The 22,906-nt window shown below is 67.3% G+C and carries 22 protein-coding genes; 14 read left to right on the plus strand and 8 right to left on the minus strand.

What is annotated here, in order from left to right; genetic code table 11:
- Position 1: 1 nt before the first annotated feature.
- From BMZ69_RS20530 to BMZ69_RS20540, 3 genes are read right to left on the minus strand one after another with little or no spacing between them, the layout of a single operon-like run.
- Positions 2-973, minus strand: a complete 972-nt coding sequence (locus tag BMZ69_RS20530; RefSeq protein WP_092160108.1) for an ABC transporter permease — start codon at positions 971-973, stop codon at positions 2-4.
- A gap of 3 nt (positions 974-976) precedes the next feature.
- On the minus strand, positions 977-1,822 hold the full coding sequence (locus BMZ69_RS20535; protein WP_092160111.1) for an ABC transporter ATP-binding protein: 846 nt from the start codon (positions 1,820-1,822) through the stop codon (positions 977-979).
- Positions 1,823-1,839: 17 nt separating this feature from the next.
- On the minus strand, positions 1,840-3,447 hold the full coding sequence (locus BMZ69_RS20540; protein WP_175506900.1) for an ABC transporter substrate-binding protein: 1,608 nt from the start codon (positions 3,445-3,447) through the stop codon (positions 1,840-1,842).
- Between the two features lie 186 nt (positions 3,448-3,633).
- Here BMZ69_RS20540 and BMZ69_RS20545 point away from each other — a divergent pair, with 186 nt between their 5' ends.
- Positions 3,634-4,587 (plus strand): LysR substrate-binding domain-containing protein, encoded by a 954-nt coding sequence (locus BMZ69_RS20545; protein WP_092160141.1) that lies wholly within the window; start codon positions 3,634-3,636, stop codon positions 4,585-4,587.
- A gap of 174 nt (positions 4,588-4,761) precedes the next feature.
- Here the strand turns inward: BMZ69_RS20545 and BMZ69_RS20550 are convergent, their stop codons facing one another.
- Positions 4,762-5,247 carry an Lrp/AsnC family transcriptional regulator gene (locus BMZ69_RS20550; RefSeq protein ID WP_092160151.1) on the minus strand — a complete coding sequence of 162 codons (486 nt, stop codon included), beginning with the start codon at positions 5,245-5,247 and terminating at the stop codon, positions 4,762-4,764.
- Between the two features lie 60 nt (positions 5,248-5,307).
- Here BMZ69_RS20550 and BMZ69_RS20555 point away from each other — a divergent pair, with 60 nt between their 5' ends.
- The 11 genes from BMZ69_RS20555 (at position 5,308) to BMZ69_RS20605 (ending at position 17,485) form a co-directional block, all read left to right on the plus strand.
- The gene (locus BMZ69_RS20555) at positions 5,308-6,762 is read left to right on the plus strand and encodes a MocR-like ectoine utilization transcription factor EhuR (RefSeq protein ID WP_092160153.1); all 1,455 of its coding nucleotides are present in this window, start codon (positions 5,308-5,310) and stop codon (positions 6,760-6,762) included.
- 128 nt (positions 6,763-6,890) lie between these two features.
- Positions 6,891-7,916: a hydroxyectoine utilization dehydratase EutB gene (gene eutB, locus BMZ69_RS20560; RefSeq protein ID WP_092160155.1), complete on the plus strand. Its 1,026-nt coding sequence runs from the start codon at positions 6,891-6,893 to the stop codon at positions 7,914-7,916.
- Entirely contained in the window at positions 7,913-8,926 is a 1,014-nt protein-coding gene (gene eutC, locus BMZ69_RS20565) for an ectoine utilization protein EutC (protein ID WP_092160157.1), read from the plus strand. Before eutB ends, eutC begins: the two co-directional genes overlap by 4 nt.
- Entirely contained in the window at positions 8,923-10,101 is a 1,179-nt protein-coding gene (doeA, locus tag BMZ69_RS20570; protein ID WP_092160159.1) for an ectoine hydrolase DoeA, read from the plus strand. The genes eutC and doeA overlap by 4 nt, the downstream gene beginning before the upstream one ends.
- Before the next feature lie 5 nt (positions 10,102-10,106).
- Positions 10,107-11,120 carry a N(2)-acetyl-L-2,4-diaminobutanoate deacetylase DoeB gene (doeB, locus tag BMZ69_RS20575; protein WP_092160161.1) on the plus strand — a complete coding sequence of 338 codons (1,014 nt, stop codon included), beginning with the start codon at positions 10,107-10,109 and terminating at the stop codon, positions 11,118-11,120.
- Between the two features lie 216 nt (positions 11,121-11,336).
- Entirely contained in the window at positions 11,337-12,188 is an 852-nt protein-coding gene (gene ehuB / locus BMZ69_RS20580; protein ID WP_092160163.1) for an ectoine/hydroxyectoine ABC transporter substrate-binding protein EhuB, read from the plus strand.
- Positions 12,189-12,269: 81 nt separating this feature from the next.
- Entirely contained in the window at positions 12,270-12,935 is a 666-nt protein-coding gene (ehuC, locus tag BMZ69_RS20585) for an ectoine/hydroxyectoine ABC transporter permease subunit EhuC (RefSeq protein WP_092160165.1), read from the plus strand.
- A gap of 10 nt (positions 12,936-12,945) precedes the next feature.
- The gene (ehuD, locus tag BMZ69_RS20590; RefSeq protein WP_092160167.1) at positions 12,946-13,638 is read left to right on the plus strand and encodes an ectoine/hydroxyectoine ABC transporter permease subunit EhuD; all 693 of its coding nucleotides are present in this window, start codon (positions 12,946-12,948) and stop codon (positions 13,636-13,638) included.
- Positions 13,635-14,414: an ectoine/hydroxyectoine ABC transporter ATP-binding protein EhuA gene (gene ehuA / locus BMZ69_RS20595; RefSeq protein WP_092160169.1), complete on the plus strand. Its 780-nt coding sequence runs from the start codon at positions 13,635-13,637 to the stop codon at positions 14,412-14,414. The genes ehuD and ehuA overlap by 4 nt, the downstream gene beginning before the upstream one ends.
- Positions 14,415-14,549: 135 nt before the next feature.
- On the plus strand, positions 14,550-16,058 hold the full coding sequence (locus BMZ69_RS20600) for an NAD-dependent succinate-semialdehyde dehydrogenase (RefSeq protein ID WP_175506916.1): 1,509 nt from the start codon (positions 14,550-14,552) through the stop codon (positions 16,056-16,058).
- A gap of 35 nt (positions 16,059-16,093) precedes the next feature.
- Positions 16,094-17,485 carry an aspartate aminotransferase family protein gene (locus tag BMZ69_RS20605; protein WP_092160173.1) on the plus strand — a complete coding sequence of 464 codons (1,392 nt, stop codon included), beginning with the start codon at positions 16,094-16,096 and terminating at the stop codon, positions 17,483-17,485.
- A 160-nt stretch (positions 17,486-17,645) separates the two neighbouring features.
- Here the strand turns inward: BMZ69_RS20605 and BMZ69_RS20610 are convergent, their stop codons facing one another.
- Together BMZ69_RS20610 and BMZ69_RS20615 are read right to left on the minus strand one after the other, a co-directional pair.
- Complete coding sequence (locus BMZ69_RS20610) at positions 17,646-17,993, minus strand: STAS domain-containing protein (RefSeq protein WP_092160175.1); 348 nt, start codon at positions 17,991-17,993, stop codon at positions 17,646-17,648.
- 46 nt (positions 17,994-18,039) lie between these two features.
- Complete coding sequence (locus BMZ69_RS20615) at positions 18,040-18,492, minus strand: ATP-binding protein (RefSeq protein WP_092160177.1); 453 nt, start codon at positions 18,490-18,492, stop codon at positions 18,040-18,042.
- A gap of 131 nt (positions 18,493-18,623) precedes the next feature.
- Here BMZ69_RS20615 and BMZ69_RS20620 point away from each other — a divergent pair, with 131 nt between their 5' ends.
- Both BMZ69_RS20620 and BMZ69_RS20625 read left to right on the plus strand, forming a co-directional pair.
- Complete coding sequence (locus BMZ69_RS20620; protein ID WP_092160180.1) at positions 18,624-19,076, plus strand: hypothetical protein; 453 nt, start codon at positions 18,624-18,626, stop codon at positions 19,074-19,076.
- On the plus strand, positions 19,073-19,849 hold the full coding sequence (locus BMZ69_RS20625) for a MinD/ParA family ATP-binding protein (RefSeq protein ID WP_092160182.1): 777 nt from the start codon (positions 19,073-19,075) through the stop codon (positions 19,847-19,849). The genes BMZ69_RS20620 and BMZ69_RS20625 overlap by 4 nt, the downstream gene beginning before the upstream one ends.
- 56 nt (positions 19,850-19,905) lie before the next feature.
- Here the strand turns inward: BMZ69_RS20625 and BMZ69_RS20630 are convergent, their stop codons facing one another.
- Entirely contained in the window at positions 19,906-21,252 is a 1,347-nt protein-coding gene (locus tag BMZ69_RS20630; RefSeq protein ID WP_092160185.1) for a serine/threonine-protein kinase, read from the minus strand.
- Between the two features lie 27 nt (positions 21,253-21,279).
- Positions 21,280-22,896: a sigma 54-interacting transcriptional regulator gene (locus BMZ69_RS20635; RefSeq protein WP_175506901.1), complete on the minus strand. Its 1,617-nt coding sequence runs from the start codon at positions 22,894-22,896 to the stop codon at positions 21,280-21,282.
- Between the last annotated feature and the right edge of the window lie 10 nt (positions 22,897-22,906).

A 22,906-nucleotide genomic window follows, 5' to 3' on the forward strand; every position in this document is an offset into this window, starting at 1 on the left:
GTCAGGCGTAGACGATGCGTGGATCGAGCAGACCGTAGAGCAGGTCTGCGACGAAAGTGCCAAAGACGGTGAGCACGGCGATGAGCAGGAAGGCGGCCTGCGCGACCGGATAATCGGCGCGGCTGATCGCCTCGATCATTAGCAGGCCGAGGCCGGGCCAGGAGAACACCGTCTCGATCACCACCGAGCCGGCCACGGCCCAGCCGAGGATCATCGGCAGCGTCGTCGCCAGCGGCAGCAGCGCGTTGCGGGCGGCATGGCCGAAGAGGACGCGGCGCTCGCTCAGCCCCTTCATCCGGGCAAGCTCGATATAGTCCTCGCCGATGGTCGAGAGCATGGTCGAGCGCATCAGCAGCAGCGGGAAGCAGAGCTGGTAGAGCGTGTTGACCAGGAAGGGCAGCGCCAGATGGTGCAGGAAGTCGGCGGAGAGATACATCCGCCAATCCTGCTCGGGGAACATTCCCGGCGTGACGATATGGCCGATCGGGAAGAGGTCGAGCTTGATCGAGAACAGCAGGATCGCGAGCATGCCGAGCCAGAACAATGGTGCCGATTGCAGCGCAGTCGCGGTGAAGACCAGGCTGACCTCGGCGGCGCCGCCGCGCTTCCAGGCGGCGATCGCGCCGATGACCGCGCCCAGCAGATAGGCGGCGAGCATCGAGGGCAGGATCAGCAGGATCGTGTTGAGCAGGCGGCCCTGGATCATCTCGAAGACCGGCCGGTTGGTCTGGAAGGAGAAGCCGAAATCGAGGACGCAGAGATTGCGCAGATAGAGCAGGTATTGCTCGAAGAGCGGCCGATCGAGCCCGAATTGCTGGCGCATCGCCTCCTGCGCCTTGGGATAGAGCGAGGGGCTGATCACGGTCGCGGTCGGGTCGCCCGGCAGCAGCCGGAACAGGAAGAACATCAGCGTCGCCATGGCGAACAGCGTCAGGAGCATGTGCCAGAAACGGCGGAGCAGATAGCCGGACATGGCTCAGAGCGCCGCTTGCTGGAGAGCAGGCGGCGGGACCCGGACGATGTCGGGATCGGCCGAAGGGATCGCGGCGATCAGCGTGCGCGTATAGGGATCGCGCGGCGCCGACAGCACCTCCTCGACCGGGCCGGTCTCGACGATGCGGCCGCGATACATGATCGCGAGCCGGTCGCAGACCGCGCCGACCGTGGCGAGGTCATGGGTGATGTAAAGCATGGCGATGCCGCGATCGCGGGCGAGGCGCTTGAGCAGGCGCACGATGTCCCATTTGATCGAGACGTCGAGCATCGAGACCGGCTCGTCGGCGACGAGGAAGCTGGGCTCCAGGATGATCGCGCGGGCGATGCAGACGCGCTGGCGCTGGCCGCCGCTGAGCTGGTGCGGATGCTTGGCGAGATAGCTTTCGGGTGGGTTGAGGCCGACCTCGGCGAGGACGGCGCGGACGCTCTCCGCGACTTTGGCGCGGTCGCGCACGCCCTGGTAGAGCAGCGGCCGGCCGACCAATTCCTCGACCGTGTGCTGCGGGTTGAGCGCGCCATAGGGGTCCTGGAAGACCATCTGGACCTGGCGGTGGAAGGCCTTCCTGTCACGGGAGCGCGCGGCCGTGCTGTCAACCCCGTTGATCCGGACAGAGCCCGAGGTGGGCGTCTCCAGCCCGACCAGCAGGCGCCCGGTGGTCGACTTGCCCGAGCCGGATTCGCCGACGAGGCCGAGCACCTCGCCGGCGCCGATCTCGAAGCTGACGCCCTCGACCGCCCGGGTTATCTCGCCGCGCCGGCCGGGCAGCAGCGAGCGCAGGCCCGCCGCCGCGGCGTAGTGCTTGGTCAGGTCGCGGACGTCGATCATCGCAGGACCGGCAGCTATCACTTGGCCGGAGCGCGCAGGGCGCCGTCCGGGCCCCAGCTGTAGCCGGCCGCCTTCAGGATCGCTTTGGCCTTGTCGATGTCATAGGCCGGCAGCGGGATCGAGGCGTCGTGCCAGAACGCATTGACCGGGACGATCGGCGTCGCGCTGCGGCCGGCATCGCCGCCGAGCACTTCCTCGATGATCGCGTCATAGGGGATGGCATGGGCCATGGCCTGGCGCAGCGCCTTGCTGGCGAGCACAGGACGGGCGGTGTTGTAGCGCATCGACATATGGCCGTTCGAGCGCGCCTGGATCAGCTTGACGTTCTTTTCGGCCGCGAATTCCTTGACCACTGTCGGCACGATCGGCTGGAAGGAGACGTCGATATCGCCCTTCTTGAGGGAGGCGCCGACGAGCTCGGCCGAGCCGAAGACGACGATCAGCAGGTCGGAGGCCGGCTTGGCGAAATGGTCGGCCCGGCGCTGCAGCGAGATCTCCTGGCCCTCGCGCCAGTAGCGCAGGACATAAGGGCCGCTGCCGACGAGCGGGGTGTTACGGAAATCCTGCGGCTTGGCGATGCCGGTCTTCTCGACCACGTCGCCCCAGACATGCCTGGGCAGGATCAGCACCTGGCCGAGCGTGTTGATGATGAAGGGGGCGTAGGCTTCGGTGAGCTTGAAGCGCACGGTCGTGGCGTCGACCACCTCGACCGAGGCGAGCTTCTCCAGGTACTTCTTGAAATAGGCGGCGTCCCAGCGCTTCAGATAGTCGAAGGAGAACTTGACGTCCTCGGCGGTGACCGGCTTGCCGTCGCTGAAGCTGTGGCCCTGGCGCAGCTTGACCACCACGGTGGTCGGATCGACCACCTCCAGCGCCTGTGCCAGCCACATGCGCGGCGAGCCATCGGGGCCGAGCTCGACCAGCTTGTCGTAGACCAGGCTCAGCGTGTTGAAGTCCTCGACGATCGTCGCGGCCAGCGGGTTGAAGGTGCCCTGGTCGATGGTGCGGCCGATCTTGACCGCCGTGCCGGCCTTCGAGGTCAAGCGCAGCATGTTCCAGAGCGAGCGCGGCCCGTCCGAGGTGTCCTCATAGCCGGGGATCTCGACCTTGGCGGTGTTCATCGCGAAGGTATTGACGACATAGGCGAGCACCGCCTCGGGCTGCTCGTCGGCGAGGACGCGCTGCAGTTCGTGGATCACCTTGCGGCGCTCCTGCGCGTCATAGAGCGCGAGCTGCCTGCTGCCGAGCTCGTCGACCTTCGGGCTGGAGAAGGAGCCGACATTGGAATCGCCCGGCGCGCTGTTGCGCGAATTGAACTGGGCGTTGGTGAAGAAGTCCGGCTCCGAGCGCTGCGGCGAGCCCGACAGCACCGACATCACCACGTCGAAATCATGCTCCTTGAACCATTTCGACAGCATCGGATTGGGGAAGGGCTGCGGGTCGAGCGTGACCTTGAGGCCGAGCTTACGCCAGCCCTCGGCGACATAGTTCGAGGTCTCGAAATAGTGCTGGTACTTGGCGGCGGGCCAGGTCAGCACCTTGATCTCGGGGACCGGTTGCTGCGCCAGGGCCATGCTGCTGCCCAGCCCGATCAGCGCGCCTGCGAATGCCGTCGCCAGCCTCATGGTCCTCCCCCTTGTTGTCTTGTCGAGCCGGCAAGCCGTCCCGCGCCGTCTTGCGAGCGCAGGTGTCGCGCCTGCCTGCCGCGTTCCCTCATACCGGAAGCTAGGGCTCGCGGGACGGCTTGCCCATTGCTGATTTCCGATGCAGATCATTCCGAATTGGAATGAGGTGGGCCGAGGCGACAATCAATGCGCAGGACCTTGCCGCCGACCCGGGACCTTGCCTGTTTCGAGGCGGTGGCGCGCCATCGCAGCGTCACGCGCGCCGCGGCCGAGCTCAATCTGACGCAGAGCGCCGTCAGCCGCCGTCTGGCCGCGCTGGAGGAGCTGCTCGGCCAGAATCTCTTCCTGCGCGACAAGCAGCGGCTGACCCCGACCGTTGCAGCCGAGGAATATGCCGAGGAGCTGCGCAGCCTGCTCAACCGGGTCGAGGTCGCAACCACGCGGCTGCTCTCGCATGGCCGCAAGGGCGGCGTGCTGACCGTCGCCTGCCTGCCGACCTTCGGCTCGCGCTGGCTGGTGCCGCGGCTCGCCCGCTTCATCGCCGCGCATCCGACCGTCGACATCAACCTGATCTCGAAGATCCGGCCGTTCAGCTTCGAGGAGGACAAGGCGCATGCCGCGATCCATTTCGGCAGCCCGACCTGGCCGGGCGCCCGCATCCACCATCTGATGGACGAGCATGTGATCCCGGTCTGCGCACCCCAGCTGATCGGCGGCGAGGCGCTGGTCAGCGCCGAGGGCTTCGCGCGTCTGCCCTTGCTGCAGCACACGACGCGGCCCTATCTCTGGCGCGACTGGCTGGCCGATGCGGGCGCCAGCGGCGTCAACGGCATCGCCGGGCCGAAATTCGAGTACTATTCCCTGGTGATCCAGGCCGCGATCGCCGGGATCGGCGTCGCGATCCTGCCGGATTTCCTGGTGCGGGAGGAGATCCAGTCGGGCGCGCTGATGGTGGCTTATCCGCACCGGATGCGTTGCGAGGACGCCTATTTCGTCGTCTACCCCAAGCGCTTCGACGAGAACGTCAACGTCCAGGCCTTCGTCGGCTGGCTCCGTGACGAAGCGAGACTTTACATTGACAGCCCGGAACACGGTGGGCCGGGATCATCCGACGCGAATATTGGCAAACCGCCTTCTTGAACATCTGCTGCCGATCGCAAAGCCAATGTCGGCAATTGGCCGATACTGCTGAATGCGTCGGCGTTGCCGGAGGTGTGACGTCCGTGCCAGCGGCGCTACCCAGGCCGATTTTTCCACCGGTATCCGCCAGAATGAGACATTGGGCATCGCCTGAGCGCCCCCTCGCGTTTGCTTTCATTTCGGGAGCCGTCGATGCCCTCTCGGCGGAGAATGCACTTCGACGAGCGGGACGCTCTTGGTCACGACATAGGTGTAGTAGCGCTCGATGCCGATCGCGGGATCGAGCAGCCGGTCGATCAGGCGCTGATAGCTGTCGATGTCGGGGGCGACCACCCGCATGATGTAGTCGATTCCCCCGCCGGTGGCGTCGCAGGCGACGATGGCCGGCTCCTTCGCCACCGCGTCCTCGAAGCGGCGGAAATCCGCCTGCTGATGGCTCTTCAGGCTGATCTCGACGATCACGGTCGTCTGCGGCGTATCGGGCTCAAGGTCGACGATGGCGGTGTAGCCCTTGATCACGCCGGCTTCTTCCATCCGGCGCAGCCGTTCCCAGCAGGCCGCCGGCGACAGCGCCACCGTTTCGGCAAGCTTGAGCTTGGTCATGCGGCCGTCGCACTGCAGGGCCGCGACGATCTTGAGGTCAATCGGATCGAGCTTCATCTTCGGTGACCGCGCGTGCATAATGTCATGATCGCTGCTTCCTAAGAACGAGACAATCCTATGTTCCGTCAAGCCGAACGGCCTTCCGGCAACAGGCTTTCCCAGATTGTGGAGAAGCCCGTCGAGTGGCACCCGGCCCTGACCAAGCAGAAGGGCGCGACCAAGCACGCCGCGCTGACCGAGCGCATCATCGCGGATATCGACGCCGGCATCCTGAAGCCGATGGATCGGATGCCGACCCATCGCGACCTCGCCCGCGAGCTCGGCATCTCCGTCCAGACCGTCAGCCTGAGCTACAAGGAAGCCGAGCGTCTCGGCTATCTCAGCGGCGAGGTCGGGCGCGGAACCTTCGTCAGGAGTCGCGTCACCGAGCAGGCTGGGCGGTTGATGCTCGACCGCAGCCCGACAGAGGTCGTCGACCTCTCGATCGTGCGCGGCGTCTATCTCGATGCGCATGAGGCGGCCTCGCGCCAGGCGCTGGCGGCGCTGGCCGAGGACGACACCAGCGCCTTCATGCGGCCGTGCCGGCCGATCGCGGGCCTCGACCGCCATCGCGAAGCGGCGCGCCTCTGGCTCGGGCCGCTCGGCGTCGAGACATCGTTCGAGCGCGTCTTGATCACCAACGGCGCTGCGCATGCGCTCTTCCTGGCGCTTGCCTGCGTGGTCCGTCCAGGCGACCTCGTATTGACCGAGAACCTGACCGATCACGGCGTCATCGGCTTGGCCAATGTCCTCGGCTTCAGCCTCAAGGGTCTGCCGACCGACGAGGAGGGTATTCGCCCCGATGCGTTCGAGGCGGCCTGCCGTGCCGGCGGGGTGCGGGCGCTCGTCCTCATCCCGACGCTCAACAATCCGACCAGCCATGTCGCGGGTCCCGAGCGCCGCCGCGCGATCGCCGAGATCGCGCAGCGCCATGGCGTCTTCGTTGTCGAGGACGAGGTCTACAAGCCGCTGATCCCCGAGCCTTTGCCGTCGATCACCGCGATGCTGCCCGATCTCGGCTTCTTCCTCACCAGCTTCACCAAGACGGTGCTGACCGGCCTGCGCGTCGGCTATCTCGTCGTGCCGCCGCACTATTCGATCCGCGCCGCCTCGATCCTGCGCGTGACCAGCTGGAGCGGCACCTATCTGCCCGCCCAGATCGCGACGCGCTGGGTCGAGGACGGCACCGCGCAAAGGCTGCTCGCCGTCCAGCGTGCGGAGGCGACGACGCGCCAGCGTATCGTCGCGGAGACGCTCGGCGAGCACGTCGCCTCGAGCCATCCGCTCTCGCTCTGCGCCTGGCTCAAGGTCCCCGCCCACTGGACCGAGGACAGCCTGGTCCGCTCGCTCGCCGACCGGCGCATCGCAGTGACTCCGTCCGATCCCTTCGTCGCCGGCCCCAGTCATGGCGGCGGCATCCGCATCTGCCTGGGCGGGCGGATGAGCCATGAATTGCTGGCCCGGACGCTGACGACGGTGCGCCAGACCTTCGAGCAGCTGCCGCCGGTCTTCGACATCGGCGCGATCGGCTGAGCGCAGCGAGCAATGGCCCTCCGCCCATGTCATTGCCGCCTGCGGTGCAAGATCAGCATAATTGAATCATGACAATATAATAATTGACATGAAATTTTCTCCCTCGCAGCATGACAAGCGAGGGAGACATGACGGTGATCAAACCGCGTCTTTTAACTGCTGAAGCAGAGGAGTCGGCCACGCCCGCCTCTGTAGCCCTGCACGATGTCAGGGCTGCCGCGGCGCGCATCGCCGGCCGGGTGGTTCGCACGCCGCTCGTCACCTCCCCTTCCCTGAGCCGCCTCTGCGGTCAGCCCGTCCATCTCAAGCTCGAAACCCGCCAGCCGATGGGCGCCTTCAAGCTGCGCGGCGCGATGAATGCGGTGCTGGCGCTGACCGAGGGCCAGCGCCGGCGCGGGCTGGTGACCGCGTCGACCGGCAATCATGGCCGCGCCGTCGCCTACGCCGCCCGCGAGCTCGGCCTTGCCGCCACCATCTGCATGTCCGCCCTGGTCCCCGCGAACAAGGTCGAGGCGATCCGTTCGCTCGGCGCGGAGGTCCGCATCGTCGGCCGGTCGCAGGACGATGCGCAGGTCGAGGTCGCGCGGCTGGTCGCCGAGCGCGGGCTCATCCAGATTCCGCCCTTCGATGATCCCGACGTCGTCGCCGGCCAGGGCACGATCAGTCTTGAACTGATCGAGGACCTGCCGAAACTCGCCTGCGTGCTGATCCCACTCTCGGGCGGCGGCCTCGCGGCCGGCATAGCGGTCGCGGTCAAGGCCCTGCGGCCCTCCGCGACGATCATCGGCATCTCGATGGAGAGGGGCGCTGCCATGGCCGCGGCGATCGCGGCCGGCCGGCCCGTCGCGGTGGTCGAAGAGGAAACGCTGGCGGATTCGCTCGGCGGCGGCATCGGCCTCTCCAACCGCGTCACCTTCGCGCTGTGCCGCGACCTGATCGACGAGGTCGTGCTGCTCAGCGAGGCCGAGATCGCCGCCGGCATCCGCCATGCCGCGCTCGTCGAGAACGAAATCGTCGAAGGCGCCGGCGCGGTCGGTATCGCCGCCCTGCTCGCCGGCAAGGTTAATCCGTCTGGCCCGACGGTGCTGATCGTCTCCGGCCGCAACATCGACGAGGCCGCGCACCGGCGCATCGTCTCCGGAGCCAATGCATGAGCCGCATGCTCGTCCTCACCGAAGCGGAACTGCGCCGCATCGTCGGGCTCGACCTGAGCGCGATCGACTGTGTCGAGGAGGCCTTCGCAGCACTCGCGACCAAGCCCGTGGCGATGCCGCCGATCCTGCGGCTCGACATTCCCGAGCATCGTGGCGAGGTCGATGTGAAGACGGCCTATGTGCCAGGCCTCGACGGTTTCGCGATCAAGGTCAGTCCGGGCTTCTTCGACAATCCCAAGCTCGGCCTGCCCAGCCTGAACGGGCTGATGATCCTGTTCAGCGCCCGGACCGGGTTGGTCGAGGCACTGCTCCTCGACAATGGCTATCTCACCGATGTCAGGACGGCCGCCGCCGGAGCCGTCGCGGCGCGCCACCTCGCCCGGCCGGATGCCGCGGTCGCCGCGATCTTCGGCGCCGGCATGCAGGCGAGGCTGCAGCTCGAAGCGCTGGCGCTGGTGCGGCCGATCCGCGAGGCGCGGATCTGGGCGCGCGATGCACAGAAGGCCGGTGAGGCCGCGAGCGAACTCTCCCGCAAGCTCGGCTTTCCTGTCACCGCGGCGGCCGATCCCCAGACCGCTGTGCGCGGCGCCGATGTCATCGTCACCACGACGCCGGCCGAGCGGCCTATCCTGATGGCGGACTGGCTCGAGCCCGGCCAGCACGTCACCGCGATGGGCTCGGACAGCGAGCACAAGAACGAGATCGATCCCGCCGTCTTCACCTGCGCCACCTATGTCGCCGACCGGCTCAGCCAGACAAGGCGGCTCGGCGAGTTCACCCATGCGATCCGCGCCGGCTTCGCCACGGCCGATCAGGCTTTCGCCGAGCTCGGCGAGGTCATCGCCGGCCAGCGCCCCGGCCGAACGAAAGCCGACGAGATCACCCTGGCCGACCTGACCGGCACCGGGGTGCAGGACACTGCGATCGCCAATCTCGCCGCCGCCCGCGCCCGCACCGCCGGTGCCGGGCAGACCATCGACACCAAAGCCGAAGCGGGAGACGCCGCGTGACCGTGACCCTGAACTTCACTCGCGAAGAGTACGCCGAGCGCCTCGCCAGGACGCGCGCCGCCATGGAGCGTGCCGGCGTCGAGCTGATGGTCGTCACCGACCCCTCGAACATGCACTGGCTCACCGGCTATGACGGCTGGTCGTTCTACGTCCATCAATGCGTGCTGGTGCCGCCGACCGGCGAGCCGATCTGGTATGGCCGCAAGCAGGATGCGAACGGCGCGAAGCGAACCGCTTACATCGGCCATGACAACATCATCGGCTATCCCGACCATTATGTTCAGTCGACCGAGCGCCATCCGATGGATCTGCTGGCGCAGATCATCGCCGAGCGCGGCTGGGACAAGCTCACGATCGCGGTCGAGATGGACAATTACTACTTCTCGGCGGCAGCCTTCGCCTCGCTGCAGACACATCTGCCGAACGCCCGCTTCAAGGATGCCGGCGGGCTGGTGAACTGGCAGCGCGCGGTCAAGAGCGCAACCGAGCTCGATTATATGCGAAAGGCCGGCCGCATCGTCGAATTGATGCACCAGCGCATCGTCGAGGTCGCCCGTCCCGGCATGCGCAAATGCGACCTCGTCGCCGAGATCTACGATGCCGGCATACGCGGCACGGCCGAGTTTGGCGGCGATTATCCGGCGATCGTGCCGCTGCTGCCCTCGGGCGCCGATGCCTCCGCTCCGCATCTGACCTGGGACGACAAGCCGATGCGCCTCAGCGAAGGCACCTTCTTCGAGATCGCTGGCGCCTACAGGCGCTATCATTGCCCGCTTTCGCGCACCGTCTTCCTGGGCAAGCCGACGCAGGCCTTCCTCGACGCCGAGAAGGCGACGCTCGAAGGCATGGAGGCCGGGCTCGCCGCGGCAAAACCGGGCAATACCTGCGAGGACATCGCCAACGCCTTCTTCGCAGTGCTGAAAAAGTACGGGATAATCAAGGACAACCGCACCGGCTATCCGATCGGCCTCAGCTATCCGCCCGATTGGGGCGAGCGCACCATGAGTCTCAGGCCAGGCGACCGGACCGAGCTCAGGCCCGGCATGACCTTCCATTTCATGACCGGCCTCTGGCTCGAGGAAATGGGCCTCGAAATCACCGAAAGCATCGCGATCACCGAGACCGGCGTCGAATGCCTGTCGAACGTGCCGCGCCAGCTCTTCGTCAAGGCTTGACCGCGATGCTGACCGCTTCGCCCCGCCCCTCGCCAGTGACGCCGACGATCGACCTCTCGGCACAGGGCATCCAGCACGGCCATCTGCGCCTGCCCTATAGCCGCGACGACAGCGCCTGGGGCTCGGTGATGATCCCGATCTGCGTGATCGCAAACGGCGACGGGCCGACGGCGCTGCTGACCGGTGCGAACCATGGCGATGAGTATGAGGGGCCGGCGGCGCTCTTCGAGCTGGCGCGAACGCTCGATCCGGCCGAGATCTCCGGCCGGGTGATCATCCTGCCGGCGCTGAACTATCCGGCCTTCCGGGCGGGCACGCGCACCTCGCCGATCGACAAGGGCAATATGAATCGCAGCTTTCCGGGTCGGCCGGACGGCAATGTCACCGAGAAGATCGCCGACTACGTCACGCGCCATCTCGTCCAGCTGGCCGACATCGTGCTCGACTTCCATTCCGGCGGAAAGACACTCGACTTCCTGCCCTATGCCGCCGCGCATGAATTGCCGGACAAGGCGCAGGAGGCGCGCTGCTTTGCGGCGGTCGCCGCCTTCTCCGCGCCCTACGCGATGAAGATGCTGGAGATCGACGCCGTCGGCATGCTCGACACCACCGTCGAGGCAATGGGCAAGGTCTTCGTCACGACCGAGCTCGGCGGCGCCGGAACCGCGAGCGCGCGCAGCATCGGCATCGCCCGGCGCGGCGCCAGCAATCTGCTGAGGCATGCCGGCATCCTCGCCGGCACGCCCGAGACGGCGCCGACAAGCTGGCTCGACATGCCCTCGGCCGATTGCTTCACCTTCGCGGAAGATGACGGGCTGATCGTTTTCGAGCACGACCTCGGCGAGCCGGTGCGCGCCGGCGAGGTCATCGCCCGGGTCTATCCGGTCGGAAAGACCGGCCTCGCCCCGGCCGAGTACCAGGCCGCCATGGACGGCGTCCTCGCCGCCCGCCACGTCCCCGGCCTGATCAAGGCTGGCGACTGCCTCTCGGTGCTCGCCGTGCTGAGGGAGGCGCCCTGACCCGTTCGGCCGGGCGACCGGCCCAAGCCAACCGCCGGCGCAGGAGCCCGTTTCGATCAGCGTGCAAGCTGATCGGCAAAACGGTCTCCGAACCTAGTGGGAGAGACGGATTCACCGATCAGATTGATCCCCAATTTGATCGGATCCGGCTCTCGGACGCCAGAGAAGCCGAAGCAATCGGCATGCGGAGAAACATCAACCAGAGGAGAATTGCAGATGCCGTTTCTCAAGATCGCGGGTCTCTCCGCCATTGCTCTCGCCGCCGGCCTCGCCGCCGCCGGCGCCACCACGCTCAAGGACGTCAAGGACCAGGGCTATATCCGCGTCGCCACCGCCAATGAGGTGCCCTATTCCTACATGAAGGATGACGGCACCTCGGCCGGCATCGGTCCCGACGTCGCCAATGCCGTGCTGAAGAAGCTCGGCGTCGCCGAGGCGAACTGGACGGTGACGCCGTTCGGCACGCTGATCCCCGGCCTCAAGGCCAAGCGCTTCGATTTCGTCGCCGCCGAGCAGAACATCTCGCCCGAGCGCTGCAAGCAGGTCTCCTTCACCGAGCCGAATTCCTCTTATGGCGAGGGCCTGCTGGTGAAGAAGGGCAACCCGAAGAAGCTGACGACCTATGCCGACATCGCCAAGGACCCGTCGCTCAAGGTCGCGGTCGTCTCCGGCGCCAACAATATCGACTTCCTGCGCGCCGTCGGCGTCAAGGACAGCCAGGTGGTGTTCATCAAGGCCAATGCCGACGCGCTCGCCACCGTGCAGAGCCGCGCCGACGCCTATGCCGCGACCGAGCTCACCGTCGCCTCGCTCGCCAAGGGCCAGGCCAATGTCGAGCAGGTCGCGCCCTTCACCGATCCTGTGGTCAACGGCAAGCCGGTCCGCAATTTCGGCGGCTTCGCCTTCCGACCCGAGGACAAGGAGCTGCGCGACGCCTTCAACGCCGCGTTGGTCGAGTTCCGCAAGACCGAGGACTACAAGAAGATCCTTGGCACTTACGGGCTGTCGGACGCCAGCATCAAGGCGGCGGCCGAGCGCAAGGTCGAGGACCTCTGCGCCGGCAAATGAGTTTCTGATCGACATCGTTCCGCCCGCCTCGGCGGCGGGCGGAGCTCCACGCCTGTTCAACCTCGTCGCGGAGCCTGCCGGATGGAGTGGCTGTCCTATCTGCCTGCGCTATCGCGCGGTGCCCTGATCACCGCCGGCATCACCTTGTCGGCGATCGCGATCGGCGCCGTCGCGGCCTTCGCGGCCGGCATCGCCCGCGTCGAGGGCGGGCGCGCGCTCTCGCTGGTCGCGCTCTGCTACACCGAGCTCTTCCGCGGGACGTCGCTGCTCGTCCAGCTGTTCTGGTTCTACTATGCCCTGCCGCTCGTCGGGATCAGCTTCGAGCCGGTCGCCACCGGCATCCTCGTCCTCTCGCTGCATGTCGGCGCCTATGGCTCGGAGATCGTCCGCGGCGCACTGCAATCGGTCTCCGTCCAGCAGCACGAGGCGGCGCGGGCGCTGAATTTCGGCCGGGCCCAGACGCTGCTCCACATCACCCTGCCGCAGGCGCTGGTCGAGATGATGCCGGCCTTCGGCAATCTCGCCATCGAGACGCTGAAGCTGTCCTCGCTGGTCTCGCTGATCTCGATCGCCGACCTGACCTTCCGGGCGCAGTCGATCCGCAACCTCACTCTCGACAGCGCCGGCGTCTACAGCCTGACGCTGGTCGGTTATTTCGCGATGTCGCTGGTGCTGATGCTGATCATGCGGCTGATCGAGCGGCTGGTCCGGCGCGGCGCCGCCTTCCCGCGCGCGGCGCATTCGTGAGGGGCCGCGCATGATGTACGGCTTCGAATGGGATACGACGACGCCGCTGACCTACGCGTCCTCAATCCTGCCGATCATCCTGATCGGCCTCACCGTGACCCTGCAGGCGGCCGCCGCCGGCTTTGCGATCGCGCTGGTGCTCGGCCTCGTCTTCGCGCTGCTCCGGCGCAGCCGTTACACCGCCGTCTCCTGGACGACGGCCATCGTCGTCGAGTTCCTGCGTGACACCCCACTGCTGGTGCAGCTCTTCTTCCTCTATTACGTGCTGCCGGATTACGGCATCACGCTGCCGGCCTTCCTGACCGGGGCGCTCGCGCTCGGGCTGCAATATTCGGCCTACACCTCCGAGGTCTATCGCGGCGGCATCGAGGCCGTGCCGCGCGGGCAATGGGAGGCGGCGACCGCGCTGAACCTTTCCCGGCTGCAGACCTATCGCGACATCGTCGTGCCGCAGATCGTGCCGCGCATCCTGCCGGCGATGGGCAACTACCTCGTCGCCATGATCAAGGAGACGCCGGTGCTCTCCGTCGTCACCGTGCTCGAGATGATGGGCCTCGCCAACATGATCGGCGAGCGCACCTTCGAATATCTCGTGCCGCTGACGCTGGTCGGCCTGATCTTCCTCCTCCTCACGCTGATCTGCTCGGCCGGCCTGCACCGGCTGCAGAAGGCGCTGCCGAAAGCAGGGATCCCGCTGCGATGACCGAGACCACTCAGGCGCCCATCATCGAGTTCGCCGGCGTGACCAAGCGCTTCGGCGCGCTGACCGTGCTCGACGACTTCAACTTCAGCGTCGCCCGCGGCGAGAAAGTCACGCTGATCGGCCCGTCCGGCTCGGGCAAGTCGACGGTGCTGCGCATCCTGATGACGCTGGAGCCATTCCAGGAGGGGCGACTGACGCTCGCCGGCATGCCCTATCACGAGCCGAGTGCCGGCGGGCCGTTCAAGGCCTCGGACGCGCATCTGCGCCAGATCCGCAGCCATGTCGGCATGGTCTTCCAGAGCTTCAACCTGTTTCCGCACATGACGGTGCTGCGCAATGTCGTCGAGGCGCCGGTGCGGGTGCTCGGCCTGCCGCGCGGCGAGGCCGAATGCCGGGCGGTCGATCTCCTGGCCATGGTCGGGCTCGCCGACAAGAAAGACCACTACCCGGCGCAGCTCTCCGGCGGCCAGCAACAGCGCGTCGCCATCGCCCGCGCGCTCGCCATGCGCCCGCGTGTGCTGCTCTTCGACGAGCCGACCTCGGCGCTCGATCCGCAGCTCGTCGGCGAGGTGCTCTCGGTCATCCGCGGCCTCGCCAGCGAGCACGATCTCACCATGCTGCTCGTCACCCACGAGATGCGCTTCGCCCGCGAGGTCTCCGACCGGGTCTGCTTCTTCGACAAGGGCCGCATCTGCGAGCAGGGCGAACCGGAACGCATCTTCAGCGCCCCCGAGCAGCCGCGCACCCGCGAATTCCTGGCCTCCGTGCTGGGCTGAGGTCGCGCCGAGAGTCTATCGGCGCCACCCCGAACTTCCGAGACTGTCTCGGTGCAGAGCCGGCACTTCGAAGACAGTCTCGCCAGTGTTGCGCCTAGCCTCGTCGTCAACCGAGGGAGGATGGTCATGACCGCAATGACGAGCACGGCAAGGCGCGAAACCACGATCGCCAAGCCTGCCGAGCATCCCGGACTCTCCCGCCTGACCGATCGCCGCCTGCTGCGGCAGCTCGCCTATATCGATGGCCGCTGGACCGCCGCTCCCGACGGCGAGACCTTCCCTGTGACCGATCCTTCCACGGGCGCCCTCGTTGCACAGGTCGCCGCGCTCGGCGCAAGCGAAGCGACGCAGGCGATCGAGGCCGCTCACACAGCCTTCCCTGCCTGGAAAGCGCTGCTGCCGCAGGAGCGCGCCGTGCTGCTGCGGCGCTGGCATGCGGCGATGCTGGCGGCGGCTGAAGATCTCGCACTGCTGATGACGCTGGAACAGGGCAAGCCGCTGGCGGAATCGCGCGGCGAGATCGCCTATGCCGCCGACTTCATCGCCTATTACGCCGAGGAAGCGCTGCGGGTGAATGCCGAGGGCGTGACCAGCCATCTGCCGGGCGCGCAGATGTCGCTGTCGCGCGAGCCGGTCGGCGTCGCCGCCCTGCTGACGCCCTGGAACTTCCCCTCCGCCATGCTGACGCGCAAGGCCGCCGCCGCGCTCGCCGCCGGCTGCACGATCGTCGCCCACCCCTCCTCGCATACCCCACTCTCGGCGCTGGCGCTGGCCGAGCTCGCCGACCGCGCCGGGCTGCCGGCCGGCGTGTTCAACATCGTCACCGGCGACGCCGCGCCGATCGCCGAGACCTATTGCGCCGATACGAGGGTGCGGGCCGTCAGCTTCACCGGCTCGACCGAGATCGGCCGGATCGTCGCCCGCAACGCGGCGTCGACCGTCAAGCGCGTGGTGATGGAGCTCGGCGGCCACGCCCCGCTGATCGTCTTCGACGATGCCGATCTCGACCGCGCCGTCGCGATCGCGATCGATGCCAAGTTCGCGACCTCCGGGCAGGATTGCCTCGCCGCCAACCGGCTCTATGTGCAGCGCGGCCTTTACGAGCGCTTCTGCACCGCCTTCACCGAGAAGGTCGCGGCGCTACGGGTCGGAGCCGGGCTGGAGGACGGCGTCGAAATCGGGCCGCTGATGCATGCGGCCGCGAAGCGTAAGGCCGAAGCCCAGATCGGCGATGCACTGACGCGCGGCGCGAAACGGCTGACGCAGGAGCGCGCCCTGCCCGGCCCGCTCTTCCTGGCGCCGACCGTCCTCGCCGACGTGCCGGAGGAGGCACTGATCATGCGCGAGGAGACCTTCGCGCCGGTCGCCGCCATCGCCCCCTTCGACGGCGAGGACGAGGTCATCGACCGTGCCAATGACAGCGAATACGGCCTCGTCGCCTATGTCGTCACCCGCGACGGTGCCCGGGCAGCCCGCCTGGCCAGGGCGCTCGATTACGGCATGGTCGCGGTCAACCGCGTCAAGATCACCGGCGCGCCGATCCCGTTCGGCGGCATGAAGCAGTCCGGCCTCGGCCGCGAGGGCTCGCGCCACGGCCTCGAGGCCTTCACCGACCTCAAATATGTCTGCCTCGACCTGAACTGAGGCGCCGTTTCCAGCTTTCGCGAAGGATCATCATCATGCTCGACCAGCCCGCCCGCACCGACAACGAACTGGACGCCTGGGACCGCGACCACTTCTTCCATCCCTCGACGCATATGGGCCAGCATGCCCGCGGCGAGACGCCGAACCGGATCATCGCCGGCGGCGAAGGCGTCTACATCGTCGACCGCGACGGCAAGCGCAGCCTCGATGCCTTCGCCGGGCTCTACTGTGTCAATGTCGGCTATGGCCGCAAGTCGATCACCGACGCGATCGCCGAGCAGGCGGCCAGGCTGCCCTATTACCACGCCTATGTCGGCCATGGCTCGGAGCCATCGATCCGGCTCGCCAAGATGGTGGTGGAGCGCGCGCCCAAGGGCATGAGCCGGGTCTTCTTCGGGCTGTCAGGCTCGGACGCCAACGAGACCAATCTCAAGCTGGTCTGGTACTACAACAATGTCCTGAAGCGGCCGGAGAAGAAGAAGATCATCTCGCGCTGGCGCGGCTATCACGGCTCGGGCGTGATGACCGGCAGTCTCACCGGCCTTGCCGCCTTCCACAACCTGTTCGACCTGCCGAAGGCGCCGGTCCTGCACACGCAGGCGCCCTATTACTACCGCCGCGAGGATCGCAGCCAGAGCGAGGAGCAGTTCTCCCAGCATTGCGCCGACAGGCTCGAGGAGTTGATCCAGGCCGAGGGGCCGGAGACGATCGCCGCCTTCATCGGCGAGCCGGCGCTCGGCACCGGCGGCATCGTGCCGCCGCCGGCCGGCTACTGGGCGAAGATCCAGGCGGTGCTCAGGAAATACGACATCCTGCTGATCGCCGACGAGGTCGTCACCGGGTTCGGCCGCCTCGGCAGCATGTTCGGCTCCGACCATTACGGCATCGAGCCCGATCTCATCACCATCGCCAAGGGTCTGACCTCGGCCTATGCGCCGCTCTCCGGCGTCATCGTCTCGGAGACACTCTGGCGCGTGCTGGAACAGGGCTCGGACGAATACGGCCCGATCGGCCATGGCTGGACCTATTCCTCGCATCCGCTCTGCGCGGCGGCCGGCGTCGCCAATCTCGAACTGGTCGACGAGCTCGACCTCGTGCGCAATGCCGGCGAGGTCGGCGCGTATTTCAATGCGGCGCTGAAGGATGCCGTCGGCAGCCATCGCCATGTCGGCGAGGTCCGCGGCGAAGGCCTGCTGGCGGCGGTCGAGTTCGTCCGCGACAGGGACGACCGCATCTTTTTCGATCCTTCCGAAAAGGTCGGCCCGCGCATCGCCGCCGCTTTGCTGGAACAGGGCGTCATCGCCCGCGCCATGCCGCAGGGAGACATCCTCGGCTTCGCGCCGCCGCTGTGCTTGACGAGAGAGGAGGCCGATATCGTGGTCGAGGCGACGCGGCGCGCGCTGGGAGCGGTCGCGAATACGCTTTAGCGCCGACATCTGGTCGACGAGTTTCGGCGAATGCTACGGTCTTGACGTGCCGTTTTGAGACGATCCATTCGCGCGCAGCCAAGCGGCGCGCTTGGGCAGGTTGATCGCTGGCAGGTTTGGCTCCGACAGTTCAGGCCCTGCGCCGGCCTGCGCACAGGCCCTATCGCGAAGCCTCTTGCTCGAACATTGCGAGCGCATCGTCGCGACTCTCGCAGACCGTGAGGATCTGCAGGAAGCCGCTGATCGCGAAGACCTCCTTCACCGAAGGCGCAAGGCCGGCGAGGACGACCTTGCCGCCGATCTCGCGCATGCGCTTGGCGACGACGAGGAAGACGCGCAGGCCGGCGCTGGAGACGTAAGTCAGCCCCGAGCAGTCGAGCACGAGGCGCGTGGCACCGTCCTTGATCTCGGCCACGATCGCGGCCTCGGTCTCGGCCGCGTTGATGCTGTCGAGCCGCCCCTTGAGCGACAGGACGCGCATCTCGCCGATGGTCTGCGACTCCATCATGAGCCGTTGCTCTCCTGTGGCGGCGGATGAGGCCGGAAGTGTTCGTTCAGGGGTGGGCGCCGCTCGCCGTCACCGGCTCCGGCGGCAAGAGAAGCGTCAGCGTGATGACGTTGCGATCGTCGTCGCGGCGATAGTCGACCTCGTCGATCAGCGTGCGGACGAAATGGATGCCGAGGCCGCCGATCTTGCGGTCCTCCAGCGCGGCGGCCGTGTCTGGCTCGGTCACCGAGAGCGGGTCGAAGGCGGCGGCGCTGTCGATCAGCCTCACCACGACGCGGTCGTCATGGCGGCGCATCTCGATGTCGATGACGCCATCCTTCTGCTCGGCATAGCCGTAAGCGATAACGTTGGTGATCAGCTCGTCCAGGGCGAGGTTGAGCTTGAAGATCATCGGCTGCGGCAGCTGCAGCGAGTCGGCGAGATACTCGATCGCATCGGCGAGGCGCCGGATTTCGTGCGTGTCGCTGCGAAGGACGACATGGATACCGCGCGCCAGCATTCAACGCCCTTCGATCGGCGGTTGTCATTCGCCTGTGACGCTAGGGCCCGATTGCGAAACTACGTTGACACTGCCGTAGGGCAACCGCGCCTTCCTCTTTCTGTCATTGATGTCCCCTTACTGTGCCTGCCATGGATGCCCACAGCCTCGCCTCCCCCGACCTCTTCGCCCGGCGCCTGCGCGATCTCTGCGGCGAGCTCGCGCGCGGCGACTACGACAATATCGACAGCCTGTTCGCCATGACCGCCGACGTCGATGCGCCCGAAACGGTGCGCGAGCTGGCCGAGGCCTTCGGCAGCATGGCCGTGCAGATCGAGGCGCGCGAATTCCGCCTCGGCGAGATGCTGGCCGAGCTCAAGGAGGCCAATCGCCGGCTCGAGGATGCCAACCGCAACATCGCCAGCGAGAACGCCGACCTGAAGACGCAGGTGCAGCGTCTCGCCATCGAGATCGACCTGACGCGCAAGGAGCGCGAGGTCGAAGCCATCGTCGAGACCGACTATTTCAAGGCGCTGCAGGAGCGGGCCCAGGCGATGCGGCAGCGCCATGGCACCGCCGGCCCGGATCGAGGCGAGCAGGCATGACCATCATCGTCTCGACGCATTCCTACCGGGGCGGCACCGGCAAATCCAACACGACCGCCAATATCGCTGCCCAGCTGGCGTTGCGCGGGCGGCGCGTCGCCATCGTCGACACCGACATCCAGTCGCCCGGCATCCACGTCCTGTTCGGGCTGGAACCGGACCGGCTGCGCTATACGCTCAACGACTATCTCTGGGGCCGCTGCCGCATCGAGGAGGCCGCTCATGATGTCACCGGGCGGATCGCCGAGACGACCGGAGCTACGCCGGGCGGCGCCGTCATGCTGGTCCCGTCGAGCGTGCGGCCCGGCGAAATCGCCCGCGTCATCAAGGAAGGCTACGACGTCAACCTGCTGAATGACGGCTTCCAGGAGCTGGCGCGGGCGCTGGCGCTCGACTACCTGCTGATCGATACCCATCCCGGCGTCAACGAGGAGACGCTGCTCTCGATCGCGATCTCCGACACGCTGCTCTTGGTGCTGCGGCCCGACCATCAGGACTATCAGGGCACCGCCGTCACCCTGGACCTCGCCCGCCGGCTCGGCGTGCCGCAGCTCCTGCTGATCGTCAACAAGGTGCTGCCCTCGCTCGACTTCCGTCAGCTCTCCGACCGGATCGCCAGCACCTATCGCGTGCCGGTCGCGGCCGTGCTGCCGCTCAGCGAGGACATGGTCCGGCTAGGCAGCGGCGGGCTGTTCTCGCTGCTCGCGCCGACATCGGCCTATGCCGACGGCATTGTCGCAATCACGGCCCTGGTCGACAGCAGCGAGCGCTAGAGCATTTTCGAGCGAAGTGGACACCGGTTCGCGTGAAGAAAATGCTCTAGGACTGCTCAGCCGAAGAGCGCTTTCGCAAAGCCTGCGGCATCGGCTGGACGCTGCTCGCGCTCGAAGGCGAGCGCTGCCGTCACCGCCCGCCAGACCTTGTCCTCGACATCGACGGGCCTCGCCGGCGACAGGCTCCGTTCGCGGGCCTCGATCGCTGCCTTGCCGTCGAAGGGGTGTCTCCCCACGAGCAATTCATAGGTGATGCAGCCGAGCGCATAGACGTCGTCATCCCTCCGGCGCTCGGCCGTTTCGATCATCTGCGGGCTGGCATAGGCCATGGTCAGCCCGCCGAGCGAGGTCGGATCGAAACCGCCGTCACGGGCTGCGCTGGCGATGCCGAAGTCGAGCAGCTTCACGCCGCCTGCGACCATAAACACGTTCGCCGGCTTGATGTCGGCATGGACGACGCCGCGGGCATGGGCATGGGCGAGGCCGGCGCAGAGACCTTCCAGGATCTCCCTGCCCTCCTCCCAGCCGACGGCGGTCTGGCCGGCGCGCGCGATGCGCTGATCGAGCGGCTCGCCTTCGAGCAGTTCCATGACGATGAAGAGATGGCCGCCATCGCGCTCGAAATCATGGATCGTCACGATGTTCGGGTGGGCGAGTTCCTGCGCCCGGCGCGCCTCCGCCTCGATCGTGCGTAGCGCCTCGGGGTGGTGACGGAAATCGCCGCCGAGCAGCTTCAGCGCGACATAGGGCTGGTGGCGCATCGCTTCGAGCCGGCGCCGGTCGACAGCGCGATAGACCGTTCCCATTCCGCCGCGGCCGATCTCGGCATCGAGGATGAAGCGGTCCTTCAGCATGGCGCCGATGCCGATCTGGCGTGTCTCCCGTCGCGGGTCGAGCTCGAAGCGGCGGGCGCGACCGGCCTCGGCATTGCTGGCATCGCGCCGAAAGCGCAGGCTGCGAAAATCGGCGAGGCGGGCGTCCAGCATCGGGTCAGAACGGGTTTCGCCCGTACGGTTACGGCCACGCAACCCGGCGAAATCGCCGATCAGCGCATTGACGACGACCTCGTCGACCTTGTCGCGGATCGTGCCGGCCGGCGGCAGGGCGACGGCCGGATCGGGCGCGGCCGGGCGCGGCGGTGCCAGCGGGACGGTCGGTGGGTCGAGGCCGGCATCTTCCGGCACAGCGGCCGCCGGATTGCCGCCGAGCTCGCCGGCGAGAAGCGATGCGAGATCGGACGGCAGGCGTCCTTCATTGGCCCAGCTTTCCAGCCGCGCCAGGACCGGCAGCGCGGTGCCGTCGCCCAGGACAAGGCTCTTCAGCGCCGCGACGAGCCGCTCGAACGGCATCCTGCCGGAGACGAAGGCGATGAGGGCGCGATCGGCCTCGTCCGCCTTATCCATCGCTGCGTCCTCTTCGCCCTGCCCTGCTCATGGCGTCCTGATGGCGTAGCGCTGCAGCTTCTCGACCAGGCTGCGGCGCGAGATCTGCAGCAGGCGGGCGGCCCGGCTCTGGTTCCAGCCGGCTTCGCGCAGCCGGTTCTCGATCACGATCGCCTCGTATTGCCGCACGGCCGAACGCAGGCTGGTGCCGCCCTCGGCTGCCGGCGTCTGCACGATGATATCCGGCGCAGCCTTGGCGAGATGGGCCGGCAGATGTTTCAGGTCGATACGCTCGTCGCCGTCGATCAGGAGCGCGGCGCGCTCGGCCATGTTCTTGAGTTCGCGGACATTGCCGGGATAGCGCCAGCGGCAGAGCGCATCGAGCGCGCGCGGCGTCAGCGAAAAACCCTCGCGGCCATGCACCTGCGCGATCCGCCTGAGGAAGAAATCGATCAGCAGCGGGATGTCGGATGGGCGCTCGCGCAAGGGCGGGATCGTCACCGGGAAAACACTTAGCCGGTAATACAAGTCCTCGCGGAAGCTGCCCTGGGCGATCTTCTGGGGCAAATCGAGATTGGTCGCGGCGATGATGCGGACATCGACCTTCTCCAGCCGCGTGTCGCCGAGGCGGCGCACCGAACCTTCCTCCAGCAGGCGCAGAATCTTGGCCTGCAGCGGCAGCGGCATGTCGCCGATCTCGTCGAGGAAGAGCGTGCCGCCATTGGCCTCGTGCACCAGCCCCTTCTTGTCGGCGAGCGCGCCCGAGAATGCGCCCTTGCGATGGCCGAAGAGCTCGCTCTCCAGCAAGGTCTCGGGCAGCGCGGCGCAGTTCTGCGCGACGAAGGGCCGATCCCGGCGCTTGCCGAGGCGATGGACCGCATTGGCGAAGACGTCCTTGCCGGTGCCGGTCTCGCCGAGCATCAGGACGGCGACCGATGAGGAGGCGGCGCGGCGCGCCAGATCGAGCGCCGCCCGGAAGGCCGGGCTCTCGCCGACGACCTGCTCCTCCTGCGGGGCGGCCATCACCTTGAGCCGCGAATTCTCGCGGGCGAGATCGGCATTGCGCCGGTCGAGCTGGCGGATGAGCTCGCGATTCTCCTCGAACAATCGGGCATTGGCGATCGCGACCGCGGCATGGGCGGCGAAGGAGCCGACCACACGCTCGAAGGCTTTTGGCAACGCCCCGATCTCGCCGCCCGGCGTCAGCTGGACATTGATCAGTTGCAGCACGCCGAGGGTGACGCCCTCGACGTTCCAGAGCGGAGCGACCACGAAAGAGCGCGTGCGATAGCCGGTGCGCTCGTCCTGCTCGCGCAGGCGCACGAAATCGAAGCCGCTATAGTCGTAGACATCGGCGAGATTGACGATCTTGCCGGTGACCGCAGCGAAGACATTGGCGTCGCGCAGGTTGAAGGCGTTGCCCTCGGCATAGACCGGGATCTCGCCGGAGAGCGCCGCAGCATCTGGCGCGACGTCGTTCTGGCCGACGAGGCCGTGCAGATGCCGGCCGGTGCGGTCGAGCACGAGCACGCGCCCGCCCTCGGCGCGCGTCAGGCGGCGCGCCGAGTTGACCACGGCCCCGAGCAGGGCCTCGAGGCGACGCTCGGTGGCGAGCGTCGTGGTCAGCTCGATCAGCTCCTCGGCGACCGAGAGGGGGTCGTGCATGGGGCGGGCT

The organism is Allobosea sp. CRIB-10 (assembly GCF_900112185.1).
Taxonomy (GTDB): Bacteria; Pseudomonadota; Alphaproteobacteria; order Rhizobiales; family Beijerinckiaceae; genus Allobosea.

Excerpts from the sequence above, each read along its gene's own strand:
- BMZ69_RS20555 (WP_092160153.1), top strand. The coding sequence starts at position 5,308 with ATGTTCCGTCAAGCCGAACGGCCTTCCGGCAACAGGCTTTCCCAGATT.
- eutC (WP_092160157.1), top strand. The coding sequence starts at position 7,913 with ATGAGCCGCATGCTCGTCCTCACCGAAGCGGAACTGCGCCGCATCGTC.
- ehuB (WP_092160163.1), top strand. The coding sequence starts at position 11,337 with ATGCCGTTTCTCAAGATCGCGGGTCTCTCCGCCATTGCTCTCGCCGCC.
- BMZ69_RS20615 (WP_092160177.1), bottom strand. The coding sequence starts at position 18,492 with ATGCTGGCGCGCGGTATCCATGTCGTCCTTCGCAGCGACACGCACGAA.
- BMZ69_RS20610 (WP_092160175.1), bottom strand. The coding sequence starts at position 17,993 with ATGATGGAGTCGCAGACCATCGGCGAGATGCGCGTCCTGTCGCTCAAG.
- BMZ69_RS20630 (WP_092160185.1), bottom strand. The coding sequence starts at position 21,252 with ATGGATAAGGCGGACGAGGCCGATCGCGCCCTCATCGCCTTCGTCTCC.
- ehuC (WP_092160165.1), top strand. The coding sequence starts at position 12,270 with ATGGAGTGGCTGTCCTATCTGCCTGCGCTATCGCGCGGTGCCCTGATC.
- BMZ69_RS20600 (WP_175506916.1), top strand. The coding sequence starts at position 14,550 with ATGACGAGCACGGCAAGGCGCGAAACCACGATCGCCAAGCCTGCCGAG.
- doeB (WP_092160161.1), top strand. The coding sequence starts at position 10,107 with ATGCTGACCGCTTCGCCCCGCCCCTCGCCAGTGACGCCGACGATCGAC.
- BMZ69_RS20540 (WP_175506900.1), bottom strand. The coding sequence starts at position 3,447 with ATGAGGCTGGCGACGGCATTCGCAGGCGCGCTGATCGGGCTGGGCAGC.
- BMZ69_RS20545 (WP_092160141.1), top strand. The coding sequence starts at position 3,634 with ATGCGCAGGACCTTGCCGCCGACCCGGGACCTTGCCTGTTTCGAGGCG.
- BMZ69_RS20530 (WP_092160108.1), bottom strand. The coding sequence starts at position 973 with ATGTCCGGCTATCTGCTCCGCCGTTTCTGGCACATGCTCCTGACGCTG.
- BMZ69_RS20625 (WP_092160182.1), top strand. The coding sequence starts at position 19,073 with ATGACCATCATCGTCTCGACGCATTCCTACCGGGGCGGCACCGGCAAA.
- BMZ69_RS20550 (WP_092160151.1), bottom strand. The coding sequence starts at position 5,247 with ATGAAGCTCGATCCGATTGACCTCAAGATCGTCGCGGCCCTGCAGTGC.
- eutB (WP_092160155.1), top strand. The coding sequence starts at position 6,891 with ATGACGGTGATCAAACCGCGTCTTTTAACTGCTGAAGCAGAGGAGTCG.
- ehuA (WP_092160169.1), top strand. The coding sequence starts at position 13,635 with ATGACCGAGACCACTCAGGCGCCCATCATCGAGTTCGCCGGCGTGACC.
- BMZ69_RS20535 (WP_092160111.1), bottom strand. The coding sequence starts at position 1,822 with ATGATCGACGTCCGCGACCTGACCAAGCACTACGCCGCGGCGGCGGGC.
- BMZ69_RS20605 (WP_092160173.1), top strand. The coding sequence starts at position 16,094 with ATGCTCGACCAGCCCGCCCGCACCGACAACGAACTGGACGCCTGGGAC.
- BMZ69_RS20635 (WP_175506901.1), bottom strand. The coding sequence starts at position 22,896 with ATGCACGACCCCCTCTCGGTCGCCGAGGAGCTGATCGAGCTGACCACG.
- ehuD (WP_092160167.1), top strand. The coding sequence starts at position 12,946 with ATGATGTACGGCTTCGAATGGGATACGACGACGCCGCTGACCTACGCG.
- BMZ69_RS20620 (WP_092160180.1), top strand. The coding sequence starts at position 18,624 with ATGGATGCCCACAGCCTCGCCTCCCCCGACCTCTTCGCCCGGCGCCTG.